Source organism: Paenibacillus sp. FSL F4-0100 (assembly GCF_037993005.1).
Classification (GTDB): domain Bacteria; phylum Bacillota; class Bacilli; order Paenibacillales; family Paenibacillaceae; genus Paenibacillus_AQ.
Map to the genome: position 1 here is coordinate 3,906,631 of NZ_CP150303.1, position 17,153 is coordinate 3,923,783.

17 protein-coding genes are annotated in these 17,153 nt (G+C 44.6%); 2 read left to right on the forward strand and 15 right to left on the reverse strand.

What is annotated here, in order from left to right; all coding sequences use genetic code 11:
- Positions 1–1,029: 1,029 nt before the first annotated feature.
- From MHH48_RS17635 to MHH48_RS17700, 14 genes are all read right to left on the reverse strand, one after another.
- A complete protein-coding gene (locus tag MHH48_RS17635; protein WP_076323545.1) occupies positions 1,030–1,902 on the reverse strand; it encodes a serine/threonine protein kinase in 873 nt (290 codons plus the stop codon).
- Between the two features lie 284 nt (positions 1,903–2,186).
- Positions 2,187–2,891: a PIG-L family deacetylase gene (locus MHH48_RS17640; RefSeq protein ID WP_076323546.1), complete on the reverse strand. Its 705-nt coding sequence runs from the start codon at positions 2,889–2,891 to the stop codon at positions 2,187–2,189.
- Complete coding sequence (locus MHH48_RS17645; RefSeq protein ID WP_076323547.1) at positions 2,888–3,859, reverse strand: GNAT family N-acetyltransferase; 972 nt, start codon at positions 3,857–3,859, stop codon at positions 2,888–2,890. The genes MHH48_RS17640 and MHH48_RS17645 overlap by 4 nt, the downstream gene beginning before the upstream one ends.
- A gap of 343 nt (positions 3,860–4,202) precedes the next feature.
- Positions 4,203–5,063, reverse strand: coding sequence for a carbohydrate ABC transporter permease (locus tag MHH48_RS17650; RefSeq protein ID WP_076323548.1), 861 nt, complete (start codon positions 5,061–5,063; stop codon positions 4,203–4,205).
- A gap of 18 nt (positions 5,064–5,081) precedes the next feature.
- Positions 5,082–5,984, reverse strand: coding sequence for a sugar ABC transporter permease (locus MHH48_RS17655; protein WP_076323549.1), 903 nt, complete (start codon positions 5,982–5,984; stop codon positions 5,082–5,084).
- Between the two features lie 96 nt (positions 5,985–6,080).
- Entirely contained in the window at positions 6,081–7,517 is a 1,437-nt protein-coding gene (locus MHH48_RS17660; RefSeq protein WP_076323550.1) for an extracellular solute-binding protein, read from the reverse strand.
- Positions 7,518–7,549: 32 nt separating this feature from the next.
- Positions 7,550–8,461, reverse strand: coding sequence for an N-acetylmuramic acid 6-phosphate etherase (gene murQ, locus MHH48_RS17665; protein ID WP_076323551.1), 912 nt, complete (start codon positions 8,459–8,461; stop codon positions 7,550–7,552).
- A 177-nt stretch (positions 8,462–8,638) separates the two neighbouring features.
- On the reverse strand, positions 8,639–9,502 hold the full coding sequence (locus MHH48_RS17670; RefSeq protein ID WP_076323552.1) for a MurR/RpiR family transcriptional regulator: 864 nt from the start codon (positions 9,500–9,502) through the stop codon (positions 8,639–8,641).
- A 271-nt stretch (positions 9,503–9,773) separates the two neighbouring features.
- A complete protein-coding gene (locus tag MHH48_RS17675; RefSeq protein WP_076323553.1) occupies positions 9,774–10,178 on the reverse strand; it encodes a hypothetical protein in 405 nt (134 codons plus the stop codon).
- A 38-nt stretch (positions 10,179–10,216) separates the two neighbouring features.
- Positions 10,217–10,756, reverse strand: coding sequence for a hypothetical protein (locus MHH48_RS17680; protein WP_256720608.1), 540 nt, complete (start codon positions 10,754–10,756; stop codon positions 10,217–10,219).
- Positions 10,757–11,272: 516 nt separating this feature from the next.
- Positions 11,273–11,734 carry a hypothetical protein gene (locus MHH48_RS17685; RefSeq protein WP_076323555.1) on the reverse strand — a complete coding sequence of 154 codons (462 nt, stop codon included), beginning with the start codon at positions 11,732–11,734 and terminating at the stop codon, positions 11,273–11,275.
- A 406-nt stretch (positions 11,735–12,140) separates the two neighbouring features.
- Positions 12,141–12,860 (reverse strand): hypothetical protein, encoded by a 720-nt coding sequence (locus tag MHH48_RS17690; protein ID WP_256720609.1) that lies wholly within the window; start codon positions 12,858–12,860, stop codon positions 12,141–12,143.
- Between the two features lie 113 nt (positions 12,861–12,973).
- A complete protein-coding gene (locus MHH48_RS17695) occupies positions 12,974–14,326 on the reverse strand; it encodes a HAMP domain-containing sensor histidine kinase (protein ID WP_256720610.1) in 1,353 nt (450 codons plus the stop codon).
- A gap of 71 nt (positions 14,327–14,397) precedes the next feature.
- Complete coding sequence (locus MHH48_RS17700; RefSeq protein ID WP_076323558.1) at positions 14,398–15,105, reverse strand: response regulator transcription factor; 708 nt, start codon at positions 15,103–15,105, stop codon at positions 14,398–14,400.
- A 141-nt stretch (positions 15,106–15,246) separates the two neighbouring features.
- Here MHH48_RS17700 and MHH48_RS17705 point away from each other — a divergent pair, with 141 nt between their 5' ends.
- Positions 15,247–15,540: a GlsB/YeaQ/YmgE family stress response membrane protein gene (locus MHH48_RS17705; protein ID WP_256720611.1), complete on the forward strand. Its 294-nt coding sequence runs from the start codon at positions 15,247–15,249 to the stop codon at positions 15,538–15,540.
- Positions 15,541–15,641: 101 nt separating this feature from the next.
- Here the strand turns inward: MHH48_RS17705 and MHH48_RS17710 are convergent, their stop codons facing one another.
- Positions 15,642–16,112 (reverse strand): alpha/beta hydrolase, encoded by a 471-nt coding sequence (locus tag MHH48_RS17710; RefSeq protein ID WP_256720612.1) that lies wholly within the window; start codon positions 16,110–16,112, stop codon positions 15,642–15,644.
- Between MHH48_RS17710 and MHH48_RS17715 the strand changes: the two genes are divergently transcribed.
- Positions 16,103–16,294, forward strand: a complete 192-nt coding sequence (locus MHH48_RS17715) for a substrate-binding domain-containing protein (RefSeq protein WP_083659715.1) — start codon at positions 16,103–16,105, stop codon at positions 16,292–16,294. The two genes, MHH48_RS17710 and MHH48_RS17715, sit on opposite strands and share 10 nt — an antisense overlap.
- Positions 16,295–17,153: the final 859 nt, after the last annotated feature.

The window sequence follows — 17,153 nt, forward strand, 5'->3', positions numbered from 1 at the left end:
TAAAGAAACGCATTAGAGCAGCTTGTTCGATTCAATAATTCGCCTTCAAACTTCTGACCGCCTTTCAGCGGAGTAATCGGAGCAGAACAAATTGAACCGCCCTGCCTTCGACAGAGGACAGGGCGGTTGTTTTGCTTTAAGGAAACATAAAGGTCTGAACGGAGCATGCTCGCTTCCGAAAAAGTCGCAACGCCGCCAAAAAATATCTTAGTGTGACCAAATGTGTGGCCACGACTAAAAAATCAAATTTTCAAGAAGTGAGGACACAAGCCTAAAATGTTACGAACGCAAAAACCGAAACGTACAGAGAGAAACAAAAAAAAACCTTTTTACGTAAGGGTTTATCGGCATTTTGGTGGAGCCTAGGGGGATCGAACCCCTGACCTCATCGCTGCCAGCGATAGAACTGCTTTCCGATGAGATCCGATTAAAACTGCTGAAGCCTTTCCCTGTCTAGGTTTTCACAGTTATCTTAAAGGTCTTATCAGATGCAACGACATAATAAGTCGGATTAGAATTGTGTCTCATGGCATATAGACAGCTTGATATGCACTTCAAATAGTTTTTCTCCAAAATCAATTAACGGATTGTAAAGTCAGATGCGACAACTCCTCTGAAAGGGATTCGTATGCCTTTTCAACTTTTACGATCCTCTAACCATGTCTTGCTGCGACCAAAATGGTTTCATCCGAAACATTTTCTTTATGCATCGCTACACCTGCGAAATAGCACGGTCTGCTTAACGCCACATAAGCCAGATTTAATGTATCTTTCACAAGCGATTCTTCAATCAATTCAGATTGGTGAGTAATCCTGCCCGTTACCTTAATGAAATTGCATGGAAACATAGTTAGACGCTTATCTAATCGGTAATCGGCTCGACTTTCAATGGGACTTTGTTCATGTCCCCCGACAATATATAACTGATTGAAACAAGGCTGCCGTTTTGCGAACGGCAGTCTTGTGTGCTGTTCATGTGGATTGGATCGGATCTAGATGACAATGTTTCTGGAGTGTGTGGTCCGTAGTTTAATTTTTAACTGAATCCCAAGCATTTTTAAAATCATAAATAGTTTGATATCGTTGTTCTCTATCTTTCCTAACTGCTCGTAAAGCGACTTCGTAAAGTGATCTGTTTGCTTCCCATTTTGAAAATGAATGATCCATTTCGCCACCAAGTAATCCAAAAGCGATAGCTCCCATCGTGAAAACATTCGTTCTTGCATCAATAGGCGCACCTAATATAAACTCTTCAGGAGATTTCGAACGTCTTGCTCCCCAAAAGCTCTCTCCCATGTCATTTACAGAAGGTGCCAACCTGTAGAAGTCGATGTCACAGATCCTGGTTAAATCCTTTGAAAAATCATACAGAATACTACCATCATAGAAGTCAACCGCAATGTAGCCTTTGGACTCCACATATTTATGGAACTCATATATAGTATCAAGTGACTGCAACCTTTTCTCTATGGATAACTGTTTGAACCTGTAGAAAGGCGATTCAGGATGACTATGTTTTGGTTGAACGGCAAACAACCAATGTGAATGCAGGCATTCGCCATTAAACCATTCAAATATAGCAGCATACCCATCTTTCGTTTCAAAATGATCAATAAGACTAATGAGATTTGGATGTCCTAAGGTCTTGTACAACGGAACGGCAACCTTTAACCTAGAAATTGCATCTCTAGGGTTTCCGGAAAACTCCATTGGTCTACAACCCGCGTATTTAACAAATAGCTTTTTATCGTTCTTTTCGATTCCGAAACTGATGTTACCAGAATCTTGCTGATCAAACACACAAAAAACGGTACCAATAGATTGAAGCCATGTGAAATCGTGCTGATCCTGAAGTTCAAAAGATACATTGTCGATCTTGAACTTAATCGGCTGTTGATTCATATAATCGTCCCCTCAACTTGGGGATTCACGTAGTTTCCAGGGCTATTTATACGTTATCCCCTGATTTTTATTTGCCCTATTATCGATTAAATGTCTTCCCATAAGACATCACTCCTCTCATTTCTAAAAACACAAATATCCAATAAATATGATTTGCAAACCAAGGTTGTGTTCATTCATTTATAAACTTCTCAAATTCATTTCTTAACCAATGCTGATTTTGATATGCGAAACGATTACTGTACCTTTAGATCATGTTATCAAATGGATTATAGCAGCCTCCCTTACAGCTCGCTCTTCAACACACGCTTGCTTTCTTCGGGAATCATGAATGTTTCTGCGTATTCTTTACGGGCTTCAATCCCCCGGACACGGGCAAGATGCTTGTAATATTCAAGGTAAGGGAACGACTTGCTGCCCGTTACGAACCAGTGCTGTGATACAGCCTTCATCCACAGATCGAACGCTTCTTGAGAGAAATCGACATATACATAAGGCTTGTAGTCAACGGCATCCTCCCAATTCTCCGCATAATACAGCGTGGAGGCGAAGAAGGCTGGCAGCTCACGCTCGAAGGAAGGCAGACCTGCATAGAAACGGGCATCGTTCACAATGCGGTGTGTCGTCATATGGTCTTTGTGCATGCTGTTTTTCCAGTGTGTAATAATCACGTTCGGCCGTACTCTGCGGATCACATCACACACAGCCCAGCGGTTATCGTCATCATCCTTCAGCTCACCATCCGGCGTATCCAACACAATGGCTTCCCCGTTCAGCATGTCTGCAAAAGCCTTGGCTTCCCTTACCTTCTGCTCCCGGTATTCTGCCATATCCTGCCCGGCAGGGACACCTCGCTCACCAGCCGTCAGGGCAAGCGTTACGATATGATCTCCCTTTAAGGAATGGTGGGCTAGCACACCTCCTGCTGTTAGCTCCGCATCGCCGACATGCCCGCCAATGGCGAGAATCGTTAATTTCTGATCGCTCATAGTGATAACTCCTTTCGCATAACTGCAAAGTATTTGACAGTTCTGAACCCAGCCTTCTCATAGATCCGAAGGGCCGGGTTGTCCTTGCCTGTATATAGTGACATATAGTCCGTGCCAATGTTCTTGAACGCCTCACAAAGCTTGAAGAATAATACACTGCCAAGACCATGACCTTCATGGTCCGGGTGTACGCCGATCCCTGCAAAATATCCTCTTCCGTTGTCCTGACGAATAACGGGTCCGGCGAATCCTGCTGCCTTGTCGTCTCTGACGGCGATCACAACCGGAGTTCCCTGCTCCGTTGAAGCCGTAATCTCCTTTTGCCACAGCGGATTGTCGAAGCCTTGAAGCATTTCGGCTACACCGTGATGCTTTGCTGCGTCAAACAGCTCCACGGCATACCCCTCTGAAGCGGCCTTCTGTTCTTTCGCTATCATCTCATCAAGGTAGGTGAACGCGGACAGATCCAAATACATCGCACATTCGGTAGCCCGTTCTATGTAACCCTGCGCTGCCAGGAACGAATGAAGTCTGATGCCGATCGGAACGCCCGGTGCATTGTTATGTTCATGCTTCGGCGTATCCGGAATATACCAGGGCAGCATCATCGGATTGAAAAAAAGTACCTCGGATTGCTTCTTTCCCAGTGTCCTGAACCGATTCTCAATCGCTTTAAGCAGCTCTGAGTAAATCTCGTCACTCTGCAGCTCCTCAGCTATCACAATACAAGTCAGATAACCTGCAACCTGCCCCAGCGGAAGATCATCCCCCGTGCATCCGCAGGCAAAGCCCTTCACCTGGCCGTCATCCATCCAGAGGAAGGTATTCTCTGGATCAAAATAAGGGCTCGATAGAAATATACGGTCCAGGCTTTCAGGTGTAAGCTCCTTATAGCCATCCTTCACCGCTTCCGTATTCCAAAATTCGATAACGGCTTCTGCATAACGATGATCCCAAGTCGTCAGCATACGGCGCGACACCTCCATGCTCAAACAAGAATTTTGATTCATTATAGGCAAGCCGGGTTATCGCTTCTCCTGCTTCCCGGCAGTTCTCAATGCTGTGTTACCGACAGGCTTGAATTCCTCTATATGGTATTTTGCAGACAATCCAGCAGGAAAGTCACCGCAAGCAAAATACGGATATAAGAAGAACCGCTGATGCCGCATGAATCAGGACGGCGGAGTCAAACCTTGCCTTTATGCTGGAGCACATGAAGAAGATAGGCGTTATGTTCCGCGAGGTCTGCAGCCTTGGCTCTTTCCTCATATTCATCGTTCTGTTGCCGGCATTCGGTTCATTCGCTACTTCTTAGCCTTTTACAGCCCCAACGGTAACCCCCTCCAGGAAGTACTTCTGCAGGCTGAAAAATAGAATGAACATCGGAATGGCGGATATCGTTGCTCCGGCCATCATCGGTGCGAAATAGGTTGTGTTGGCGAACCGGAAGTTTTTAAGCCCTACCTGTATGGTCTGCATATCCATCGTATTCGTTACGAGGAAAGGCCAGAAGAAGGTATTCCAGCTGTCCATGAAGGTAAGGATTGCCATGACGGCAAGAACGGTTTTGGATAGCGGCAGTATGATTTTGAAATAAATCTGAAACTGGTTGCATCCCTCAATCTTGGCACACTCGAGGACTTCTGAAGGAATGCTTGACATAAACTGCTTCGCCAAAAAGATGTTGTACACCGTAACTAATCCGGGAACAATCATCGCCTCGTAGGTGTTCTGAATCTGGAATGTGTTAACGATCAGGATGTAAAGAGGCACCTGTGTCACCTGATATGGAATCATCATGGAAACGAGCAATACGGAGAACAGGACCGTTCTGCCCTTGAATCTGATTTTGGAGAATGCGTATCCCGCCAGACTCGCAAAGAATACGTTAGACACCATAACTGCGGATGCCACAATCAGCGAGTTGAGAAGCCACTGTACGGAATGTTCACTATAATCGAAGAAGAATTTATAGGAATCCAGCGATATTTTGGTAGGAAACAGTGCATAGTTCATCGCCCCTGCTTCCACCGGATCTCCGAATGACGAAATAAACATGAAGTAAATCGGAAACAGTGTAGCCAGAGCGAAAATAACCAGAATAACCATAACTGCTATATTGCGTGTCTGTCTGCGAACAGGCTTGCCGTTGTGACTGTTGTATAAAGCCATATCGGTGCCCTCCTCTCCTTAATACTCCACTTCTTTGCCCATAAATTTGAATTGAATGAATGAGATTGTAGCAATGATCAAGGCCAGAACAAGCGATTGGGCAGCTGCTTCGCCGAATTCAAAATATTTAAAGGCGTTGTTGAAAATAAGCAGGCCGACCATCGTTGTTGCATTATCCGGCCCTCCGCCTGTCATCAGGTAAGCGTTCTGGAATACCTGAAAGGATCCGATAACGCCTGTAACCAGGAGGAATAGGGTCGTAGGCTTCAGACAAGGAATGACGATATACCACAGCTTTTTGAGAAAGCTTGCCCCATCCAGTTCAGCAGCTTCATAGTAGCTCTCGTCAATACCGAGCAGGGCGGCGAGATAAATAATAATGCTCGTTCCGTGACTGGAAAGCCATGACATCAGAACGAGAGAGAACATCGCGGTGGAGCTGGAGCCGAGCCAGTTGTTGTTGCTGATCCCGAACAGGCCGAGTAACTGATTAAGAATACCGGAAGGCATCGGATCAAAAATCCACAGCCATACCACGGACAAGGCCACGCCGGACGCAACTGCAGGCAAATAGTAGATGGCTTTAAACACGCTCTGAGTTTTCTTGCGCAGCGGCAGAATCAGGATCGCTACGGCAAATGATATGAACAGGCCGACCGGTACGGTAAGCACCGTGTAAACCAGCGTGTTCTTAATGGATTTCCAGAACAGGCTGTCAGCAAATGTAGCAGCGTAATTCTCAAATCCGATAAAATTGGAGCCTAGCGGTTTATACTTTTGAAAGCTGATGATAAACGCACTTACAACGGGGTAAGCGGTAAACATCGCAAAGACGATAAGTGCAACGGCGATAAAGGCGTAGCCATATCCGCTGTCACCTTTAATCCGGCGTCTTTTTACAGGTTTGGCGATTGGGGACATTATGCAAAGCTCCTTTCACTGCGCGGTTCAACAACCTGCATGTAAGAACCAAGGCAGCCGCATGCCACAGCATACGGCCACCAAGGGTGCAAAGAATTAGTCTTTTACGATTCCATCTTCTCCGAAGGCATCAACAGCAGCGGTCTTCACAGCATCATACATCTGTTCTGGCGTGATTTCGCCGGCAATCAAGGCCTGCAGTTTAGGGATCATAACTTCGTCTTCTAGCTTGATGGATTTAGCACCGAGATCCGTTGGAATGTCGGTACGTGCCGGTGTAGCTTGAGAGAGCAAGGTCTCTACTGCTGCCACGTTGTCTGGATTTCTGTTAATTGTCATTTCCTTCGCAGCTTCTCTGCCGCTTTTTGTAATATGAGCAGCGAACAGATCATTGTTCGTTGTAGCGGCTACTTTACCGGAAGCCAGGAAATGAGCAGCTTTCACGACATTGGCTTTATGCTCAGGAGTCGGCTCTTTCTTACCGCGGAATGCGACATAACCGTCAACGGCAACGCTGGCCTGCTGCTTCTCGCCAAGAAAGGTCGGAACCGGCAGCACGATGTACTCAACTGGAATACTTCCTTGAACGGCACTTCCGTCGTTCGCTTTAATCTTCTCATTGTTCTTGTTCGCAGAGTTCTCGAACGTAGCCAGACCTTTACCGGTAATCATCGTTTGACCGGTCAGGAACATATTCCAGCGCTTGCCAGCATCCACGGAGCTGAGCTCTTTCGGCATGGAGCCGTCGTCGATCATTTGACGGATCGCCTTCAGGACTTCAAGGAAGTTTTTGCTTGTGTAAGCATACTTCAGATCTTTATCGAAAGCGTGCGGCATGCCTGCGTTCTTGATGAGAATGTTCAGATAGTCCTTGGAGGCAACGCCAGAAGTTGCGAATACGAAGCCGTAACGGGATGTTTTATCCCCTTCCTTGACTACACCCTTCTTGATCTGCTCCCGGAATTCCTCATAGGTCCATCCCTCTTTTTGAACCTTTTTGTAATCAATGCCGGCTTCTTCAAGGAACTGCTTATTTCCGCCGATCGCGTGAACCTCCATATATCCCGGGAAGCCGTAAAGGGCGTCCCCAAGCTTCATATATTCCAGCGGAGCCGCATCAAAATCCTCAAGCATTTCAGGAGTAGCGGTATCCTTAATGTCCATCAGCATTTCCTGCTCAACATATTTGGAAAGACCGCCGGAGCCGATGAAGGCGATGTCAGGCGGGCTGCCTGCGTTCACCTGGGTATCAAGCTTCTGAGTCATATCCTCCCAGCTGGCGGGCTCGATTTTCAAGGTCAGATTCGGATAAAGAGCATTAAAGTCCTTTTCCATCTGAGCGAAGTTGTCTTGGAAGTTAGGAGAGATTGGCGGAAGAAGGGCTGTGATCGTATCTTTGGCCTCGGCCTTTGAGCCGCCGCCGTTTGACCCGGTGTTCGGATCAGCGGTCTTCGGCTCGCTGCCGCCGCCGCAAGCCGATAATGCAAGAGATAAAGCAAGAACAGGTGCCAACACACGCAATTTCTTTTTCATAAAATCACAAACCTCCCTTAGAATATACAAATTTACGATTTCTGCAGTTGTGCGAAAGCCTTCTTCAAGCTTCCTTCATTCTCGTTCAGTACCTGCTTCGCCTTCTCGGCGTCTAGGCCTGTCTTGATCATCATGATGGCCAGCTTACTGCTCATGGAAGCGCTTTCTAAATAAGCAATAGCTGTTTTGTCGTCTACCCCCGTAGCTGCCCTAATGATTCGTACCGAGCGGTCGTACAATTTGATATTGCTCGCTTTCAAATCAACCATCAGGTTGTTGTAGGTCTTGCCGAGCTTTACCATGGTGCAGGTTGTCAGCATGTTCAGAACCAGCTTTTGTGCCGTACCCGCCTTTAATCGGGTTGATCCCATAATGACCTCAGGCCCCACGACCGGAGCGATACACACATCACAGACCGGCTCGACCTTAGAGTTCTTGTTGTTAACCACACCGATGGTGGCTGCTCCAATCTCTCCAGCCTTCCGTAGTCCTGCGATCACAAACTGTGCACTGCCGCTGGCTGTGATGCCAACCACTGCATCCTTGTCCGTCACGCCGCAGCGTTCAATGAGTGCTATCCCCTCCTCTGCGTTATCTTCATAACCTTCAACTGCCAGCCTCAGCGCCACATCGCCACCGGCGATATGACCCTGCACCAGCAACGGGTCAGTACCAAAAGTAGGAGGACATTCCGAAGCATCAAGAACACCAAGTCGGCCGGATGTCCCAGCTCCTATGTAAAACATCCTACCACCGTTTTTGAGCACATGGTGCAAAATATCAACCGCTTTCATAATTCGCGGTATTTCAGCTTTTACGGCGTCAGGCACCTTGGCATCCTGCTCGTTCATAAGACGCAGCATTTGTTCTGTTGTTAACTCGTCGATCATCCGAGTCTCCTCATTGATCTCTTCTGTCGTCAGGCCCGCCAGATACTCATCCATGGCTATCCCCCTATCCATGTTATGTAAATTTCTTAATTGCATCTTAGCGAGAATTCACAATTTGGTCAATAGTTTTTGAAATAAAATTTCATGATAAAATATTTTTATGATTTTTTATTTCTTACAAAGACATAAAAAAACACCGGCAGAATCATTCCCTCCCGGTGTTTCTCCTATTTATTTGCGGTTTTTGCTAGTAATAATGTTGTGGGTTCTTGTTAGATATTTTTTAACATTTCTGTAATCTGCACTGGCGACGCCAGCAAATAAAATGTCGATTACCGTCAGCATGGCGATGCGCGAGCCCATCGCGCCGCTCCGGATCGTCAGCTCCGGCGTCGAGATGCTGAGCACGATATTGGCTTTCTCTGCAAGCTCGCTCTTGTTGTATTTTGTGATGGCGATGATACATGCTCCCGACTTCTTGGCAATTTCAAGTGAATCCAGAATGTCCACCGTCTGCCCGGAATTGGAAATGAAAATAGCAACATCCTGCTTCTCGAGCAGTGTCGCGGCTGTCAGCTGGCTGTGGCCGTCCGTATAGGTATGGCACATTTTGTTGATTCTCGTAAACTTCTGTTCCGCATCAATCCCCACAAGCCCTGAAGCGCCAATACCGAAAAATACGATCCGCTTGCACTGCCTCAGCACCTTGACCGCACGATCAATCTCATCCTTGTTAATTACACTCAGTGTATCTTCTATCGATTTGATATTATTATGGGATATGTTCGCGATAATCGTGTTCAGATCATCACCGGGCTGAATATCCGTATACTGGTGCCGTTGCTCCTCATCCATAGAACCGAGCGAAGCCGATATGCTGACAATGAAGCTGCGGTAGCCGCTGTATCCCATTGTCTTGCAGAAACGGAGCACGGAAGCATCACTTGTCTTGGTCAGCTGAGCGAGGCTTTTGATCGAGAGATGAGGGATTTCCTCTAAATTTTCAAGAATGTACTCTGCGAGCATTTTCTCCACAGGTGTCAGACTGTCCTTCATATCTCTGATCTTGATCAAAATATTATCATTAATTGACATATGTGTATCTACTCATCCTCATCGTCTGTAATAGTAAAACAGCCTGCCAGCGGCGCCCAAGCACCGCAAAATTAATTAAAGCATAATCTCAAAGGCGGCAAAAAACAAGATGAATCTACCGCTACCAGCAGTGCGCTGCATTGTCGTCCTCTCGAAATTTTATTTCATCTAAAAGTTGTGATAATGAAAATTCACAAAAAAGACGCTAATTAGCGACTTTCTATGGGATCATGTTCTTGTCCTCCGATATGTATGTATAAGCATCTTGCTACTATTGATAATAGATGTCTTTCTGCTTCCAGATGCCATTGTCACACTCTATGTTGGATCTTAGCTCTACGTTCATATAATCTCCCCAATATCCCATTGTAATAGAGTTTTCAAGTAATGAAATCCACTGCAATGACACGATAAAATTTTCTATTTTAAAATTACTGTTTTCATAGACCTCTTTACAATAAAGCTGCACTCCATTATCAAATACATCAATTTTAGATAGAAAGTGTTCAAACATTTGATCAGAGATATTTTGGATACCGTCTACTTCTATTGACCACTCCGAATTGGCGGATTCTAATAATATTACATCTTTTGATTTATCTGCGTTTTCCCATGCTGTCAAAACTTCATTTGTTGAGAATCTGTTGAATTTAAATAACAGATGTTGCTTTATCATTAGTGTCACTTCCTTTCAAACTTCAATTACCTCTGCTCCTATTCATCAAGCGTCTTCTTGCTTTCTCCTATTGAGCGAAGTCGGACAATATCCCCTCTTTCATTTAAAGTAAAATGTCCTTTGAAAGCATCTGGCATGGCATTATATTGTTTTTCTTCCTGCTCATATGCCTGAATAAAACATGCATATCCATATTGATTTACTAAATACGGCAGCCCAAAATCAGAACGAAGCAGCTCATATTCTTGAAAGTTATAAGGGGTGCTTTCAGGACGCTTCATCAGAATTTCTATGAATATAGACATCAGTTTCTCTACTTCTTTCTCAGTCGCATACTTTGCATAGCCTCGAATTGCAGTCAATCTCATATCTAGGTAGCGCTCTTTTTTAAACGCTTTTAAGAAGAATTCCTTTAAATCAATATCTTTACAGAACACAAGCGCTTTCAATATTGTGTTGCGAATGTACAAATTTTTAGCCTTAAAATATAGTTCTATTAAAAATTCAACATCTTCATTTGACAACGTTATATCCTTACATCTTTCCAGCAGCTGATGAAAATTGTCTTTTTTTTTCAAACCCTCTTTTTTGGGACATTTTCTTAAGCTCTTCAATTATGTTTATCATTTGTATCCCTCCATTATTTCCTTCTCTTCTCTGGCTTCACCCTTTTTATATCTGAAAATGCAAACTATCCCGTTAGCGTAACAACCAATCGGTTTGACTTTCATCTTTGATATGAAAATGCTCATGATAAACCGCATCCATCCCAACCAACTTACCACTCTTTTTGTGGTAATATGCGAAGTTATGATTTAGAGGCATTCGAAGCAATTGATAATTGTAGTCTCTTGGCAAGCCCTTGATTTCATTCACGGCTAACTCATGAGTGGCATAAACCTATTGGTAAAGCAGTTGTTTCAGCAACAACGAAAATTCCCCATACGTAATCATTTGGCACATCATTCCCCCTTATTCTTTTAACTTCTTAAACCTAGTTAAATATTCATTGACCAATTGGATTAAATTGCGATAAAAAAACAGCCAATCGCTTATCTTGCTCTCTTTGTGTTAAATTGCACTAACGGGTCCCGTTAGTGCAATGGAGTGTCACCTAAATATAATTCTGAATTGTACAGATTGTTTTCTTTAAGAAATGTTTTTAAAGTGTCGCCTTGAATATTGACAGCCACAACATTATTTTTCTTAGTAAAAACCAGCATGGTTGGATTATAAGCTTGTATCTTCCCAACAAAAATAACGACTTCCGTAACTGTTCCCGTTATCCATTTATTCTGAACTATGTAAGGAGGAGTAAGCGGGACCTTAATCGCTATGCCATCGCTTGGTTCGATTCTTAATGCCCCTGCTATACCGCTTACAGATGAAGACAACCAGTTTTTAACTTGGTTTTGTAAAGAATTTGAATTGGGGAGGGTAAGTACGACCTCACCTTTTTTAATATCAAACACTTCTGGTCCCTCTGTGGCGTCAACTGTTTGAGAAGTATAGCAACAAACTATTCCCACTACAAGCAGCATACAAAACATCTTCATATCAGATTGATACCTCCACATTATTATAAAGGTAACATTCCCCATCTGCCTGATAATAATGACCATCCATTACGCAAAACTGCCCGTTAGCTTAATGAAGTTGCATGGAAACATAGTTAGATGCTTCTCTAATCGGTACAAGTTCTTGTCCTTGGCTCGGGACAAGAACTTGTACCGATAAAACAAAAAAAGCCGCTAATAGCGACTTTCAATGGGAATATGTTTTTGTTCCCCGACATCATTGTGTATGGCAAAATTGTACCATGTCTAAGTTTTTTTAAGAGAAAACCTGTCAGCTCGATACCATTCTATAAACGAGTCTATAACGAGAAAATACCTACCCCTCTCCCGGGCAGGTATTAAAGGTGAATCGTATGAATGGCTTACCAACATCGATCACTAAATATTAGTCCAGAAGGCTGTAGATCTGAATGCTCTCCACCTTGGCATCCTTGATATGAAACGACATCACATCCACATAATTGGATGGCTCGTAACGGAAGTCATCCTCCTCATTAGGGGCTCCATCACCAAGCAGTTTCCCCTCAGGGTAGGCGTTTTTGAGTGTATCCAGGCTATCTCCTGCTTTAATGTTTCGCACTGTCGCGTACTTAGGATCTGTAATTTCGATATGAAAGATGGAGTCTTGTTTCCCCTCCGGTATACTGATTGTTTTAATCTCCAGACCAGGATACGTATAAACCTTTTCTGTAAAACCGATTAACGTATCCATGTTTGTTCCATCGCCGGCATTGTACGTATGAGATTTCAGGTTATCCGGTTTGCCCAGCATCTGTTCCATCTGATCTTCATTCGCTGTATCCGAAATCGCAATGGTGTGCTCATTATAGACAAAAGCAAGCTCCTTCAGCACCACATTGCCTTCCTTCTCCATCGAACCTTCCTTAATAGCTTCAGCACTCTGTCCTTCCGAATTTTCTGAAGCAGGCGCAGTAGAATTTGATGCTCCTTCGCCTTTGGCCTGTTCGTCGGGCGTGTTTTTTTCAGCCGAGTTCTGCGCCGCTTCTGGCGACTTGGCACCATTGGACTGACAGCCCGTCAGTGCCATCGTTAGTAAAATACTCAGCAGGATAACAGCTGTAGCTTTGTTTATCAATTTCATCATGATCCCTCCATAAATGTGTGATTTCTTCTTATGAAGTGATTATAAAAAAAGCATTTGTTAGTCTCATAACAGAATTGTATCAATCTTGTAACGTTAACTATTTACGCGCGTGTTTACGCACGGGGTAACACAATCGTAACGGTCGTTCCTTCCCCGATTTGACTTTCCATGTCGATATATCCATTAAACCGCTCTACAATCTCTTTGCAAATAGAAAGTCCAAGACCTGAACCGTTCGCTGTGCTTGCATTTTTCGCCCGGTAAAAGCGATCCTGCACTCTCTCCAGCTCATCACCCGCGATACCGATACCTTGATCACGTATCCGTATAACTACCTCGCTTGGCGTATGTTCCAACTTCAATTCGATTAGCGATGGACTGCCTGAATATTTGATGGCATTGTCCACAAGGTTGGCGATCGCATGGGACATCAGCATTGGATTCACGTTGGCGTGGATTCTCGTCAGAAGCTTATCCTCCGGTTCCGCTTCCGCCTCACTGAACATAATCTCGATTCCTTTATCTTTGGCCTTGGCACCCATACTCGTTGCGACTTGCTGAATCAGTTCGTTCATTTCCGTCTTCCGGGCTTCCAGTTCGTTAGAACCAGCCTTGTCGAATCGGGATAGCAACAACAGTTCATTAATCAAGCGCGTCAGCCGATCCGATTCCTGCAGCAGATGAGCATAGATTTTTTGCAGCTCCTTGTTCTCGTTCTCCCCTTCATACAAGTATTGAGAGAAACCACGAATTGCTGCCAATGGTGTTTTTAACTCGTGAGATACGTTGGAGACAAATTGTTTCTGGTACTGAATGTAATCATGAAGCTGCCGCCCCATGGAATCCAGCCCATCTGCCAGCATGCCCAGCTCATCCTTCCGGTTTAGATGAACTCTCCGAAACTCCTGTCTAGAGAAACTTTGCGCAGCGCCAAGCAACAGCTTAATCGGCTTGGTTGTGTTGCGGGCAATCCACAGACTGGATAACGTAATCAGTACAATAAATCCGCCTGCACCCGCAAACAGGATATAACGTATTTGATCCATAATCGCATAAAAGTAGGAAATGTCCTCCACGAACTCATACACATAAGCGTTTTGGTAGTATTGATCCTGAATGGGAGTGGCAAAATAAAGCAGATGATCTTCCGTTACGGTGTAGGCATAACTGCCGCTCAGGGCTTTCTCAATATTCTTTTCAAAAATAAGAGGTTTGCCATCATTAATGATGATGCCATCCACAGCCAAGCCCAGCAACTGCTTGGAGCTATCATAGATACGTACTTCCTTGCCTGAAGCTTTCAGCTTCTCCAGAGCAAGTCTGACGATTTCTTTTGTCTGCGGCTCTCCTGTCGATGATCTATGCTGTGCCAACACCTCACGGAAGGACAACTCGGACAGATCCGCCTTCTCCATCATCTGTTTTTCAATGGTAATGAAGCTGTAGTAATCAATGGCTTTATTCACCGCAAAAATGATGATGCCAAAGGACAGCACGGAGAAAAATAAATAATTCAGCAGTAACCGGGTTGCATACTTCAGGCCTCACCACCTCCAAGTTGATAGCCAAATCCATAGATCGTCCTGACATACTTCGGTTCGTCCGCGTTATCCTCCAGCTTCTTCCGTAATCGCATGATGGTCATATCCACACTGCGACTGTCTCCCATAAAGTCATATCCCCATCCGATCTGCAGCAGCTCATCCCGGGTAAAGATTTTGTCTGGCCTTTTGAGTAACGTTTCCAGAATTTTAAACTCTTTGGCCGTTAAAGACACGGGTACACCGTTTTTCAGCACCCTTCGGCTTTCCAGATCAAATGTCAGCTCTTCATGAATGATGCGTGTAGATTTCACTTCTGTTCCTTCACTTGATTCCTCCTTGCTCTCGTTTCTTCTCAGAATCACCTTGATCCGAGCGAGCAATTCACGATTGTCAAAGGGTTTGGTCATGTAATCTTCCGCCCCTAGCTCTAGTCCCAACACCTTGTCGATTACCTCATTTTTGGCAGAGAGCATGATCACAGGAACGGCACGTTTCCCGGTGATTTCCTTGCACAGGTCATATCCGGAGCAGTCAGGCAGCATCAAGTCAAGCACCACCAGGTCCGGCCCAAAAGCATCCAGCAGCTGCAGGGCTATTTTACCGTTTTCAGCCGTTTGAACGACGTAGTTTTCTCTTCTCAGTACGAGCTCAATTAAATCTCTGATTGCGACTTCATCGTCAATGACAAGTATTTTCTTCAATGTGCACCCCTTCTAGCCTTGTTCCCCAACTTGAATCATAATTTACCCTCATCTTAGCACAGACACTTTAGATTCCTCCACCAACTGATTCCACTGAGCCCAACATAACTTGTAATAAACCCGAAGAAAGGAGAACAATCCATGGATCTGCTCTGGGTACTCATTGTTGGTGGACTTATTGGCTGGTTAAGCGGCAACTTGATTGGGCGGGACGTACCGAGCGGTGTACTTGGGAACATTATTGCGGGTTTTATCGGTTCCTGGTTAGGAACGGAATTGCTGGGACCAAGGGGGCCGGTGATTGGCGGATTTCATATTATTCCAGCCATCGTTGGCTCGATTATTGCCCTGCTCATCTTCTTCGCTCTGGCACGCGGCGGATCCTTCCGAAGACGTTACCAAAAAGAGGCGGAAACCGATACCGTCGTTCATTAGATATTTTTATAAAGAATGCTGCCAGGGCATAAAGGTACAGTATAAACATAAAAGGACCGAAAGCATTCATCGATGGAAGATGAACACTTACGGTCCTTTTTTTATTTTTGTTCTGATTTCATCCATTCTTTCAGTGCCTGAACAACCTGCTGAAGCTGTTCCTGTCCTGTAACCTTAGGCGCGCTGTCTCCCTTTTGCATCCCGTAGGAGCCAAATTGACCATGGTTGCCACCCTTTATACTCACGAATGTCGTGTTTTTCGGAAGATTGGTTTTGGCCTTTTCCCACGCTTCCCAGTTCAGAACACCATCATTACTTCCCGTAAGTTGCAGTGCAGACAAGTTTGTTCCGTCCAGTCTCCCGCCATCATCCGCATAGGATGCAAGGTAAAATACCCCTTTGATCTGATCTGTGTGTGCTGCGGCATATCTTGAGGCAAACACACCCCCTAGAGAATGCCCGCCAATGACATACGTTTCACCCGGATGCTCCGCGAGAAACGACTCTGCCCGGTTTCCACCGAACATCGCCAAATTCAGTGGCATCTTCGTAATATACACGCGTGGTTTCAAACGACCAAGTAGCTGCAGGAATTGTTACATGTAGTAAGGAAAAGGGAATTTCAATACCGGATGAACTGGCAGTTATAGGGTTTGACAATCAACCAATAGCTAAAATTATGAATATTACTACAATTGAAATACCTTTAGTGGAGATGGGAAGAAAGTTATTAATTCGGGCGAAGTTAAATTAGTTGAACGACTCACGGTATAGTAAAAAACTTTGGCGGTTCCCTCCACCCTGCTTTTGTGGCTATTTTTCGGTAATGATTTCATGCGTTTTTTCATGGGAGATCTACCTCTCTTTTCATTATCATAATGTAGATAGGACTACCTGACACGTCCATACAATTACGGTGGGCAGTTCATTGAATCTGCCGTCTGACAAAGCTCTTCACGCAATTCCTTGTCAATGGACATACACGTCTCCTCACGGCCTTTCGAAATGTTTCCGGAGTTGTTTCATTGCCAGATGATGCCTGGATTTACTATGCCAACGGTGATCTGCAGCATGTCTGCGATTTCAGAGCATAGTCGTGAAAATAGCGCAGGATGACGACCATACGAAGTTTGTACGACTTATTAATAAAATGATCGCAAAGTCTTTTCTCGACATGGCACGTTTTTGATTCAGCCATTCTTGGTGAAGAGATCGTAAGGTACCTTAAACGAAAAAAAGCACCTCTCTCGAGATGCAAACGAATCTACAATATATTCAATCTGTTGGAACGTAACCATATCAACCATTCACCGTTACTTGTGGTACGGATCACCGCTATCCAAGCTGCAAAAGTAGGGCCGTCGGACTGCGCTTATCGAAAGGGCGACCGAGTTTGTTTTATCTACTTCAAATGAGATCACAGTTTAAATTGAAGTACTTCCGATCATTGAAGCTGGTTTCTTTGACCATAAAACAGCATTCAGCGTTTCAGTCACTCAAAATAGACACAATACTTCTACTCAGATCTTCATCTAATCGAAATGCGAAAACTGTCCTGCATGATGCTACTTAATGAGGTTTTAATTACATCGCTTTTCATTACCGATAAAACA

Coding starts and splice junctions, on each gene's coding strand:
- MHH48_RS17645 (WP_076323547.1), bottom strand. CDS start 3,859: ATGCTGACGACTTGGGATCATCGTTATGCAGAAGCCGTTATCGAATTT.
- MHH48_RS17705 (WP_256720611.1), top strand. CDS start 15,247: ATGGATCTGCTCTGGGTACTCATTGTTGGTGGACTTATTGGCTGGTTA.
- MHH48_RS17655 (WP_076323549.1), bottom strand. CDS start 5,984: ATGTCCCCAATCGCCAAACCTGTAAAAAGACGCCGGATTAAAGGTGAC.
- MHH48_RS17675 (WP_076323553.1), bottom strand. CDS start 10,178: ATGATAAAGCAACATCTGTTATTTAAATTCAACAGATTCTCAACAAAT.
- MHH48_RS17670 (WP_076323552.1), bottom strand. CDS start 9,502: ATGTCAATTAATGATAATATTTTGATCAAGATCAGAGATATGAAGGAC.
- MHH48_RS17660 (WP_076323550.1), bottom strand. CDS start 7,517: ATGAAAAAGAAATTGCGTGTGTTGGCACCTGTTCTTGCTTTATCTCTT.
- MHH48_RS17640 (WP_076323546.1), bottom strand. CDS start 2,891: ATGAGCGATCAGAAATTAACGATTCTCGCCATTGGCGGGCATGTCGGC.
- murQ (WP_076323551.1), bottom strand. CDS start 8,461: ATGGATGAGTATCTGGCGGGCCTGACGACAGAAGAGATCAATGAGGAG.
- MHH48_RS17635 (WP_076323545.1), bottom strand. CDS start 1,902: ATGAATCAACAGCCGATTAAGTTCAAGATCGACAATGTATCTTTTGAA.
- MHH48_RS17685 (WP_076323555.1), bottom strand. CDS start 11,734: ATGAAGATGTTTTGTATGCTGCTTGTAGTGGGAATAGTTTGTTGCTAT.
- MHH48_RS17650 (WP_076323548.1), bottom strand. CDS start 5,063: ATGGCTTTATACAACAGTCACAACGGCAAGCCTGTTCGCAGACAGACA.
- MHH48_RS17690 (WP_256720609.1), bottom strand. CDS start 12,860: ATGATGAAATTGATAAACAAAGCTACAGCTGTTATCCTGCTGAGTATT.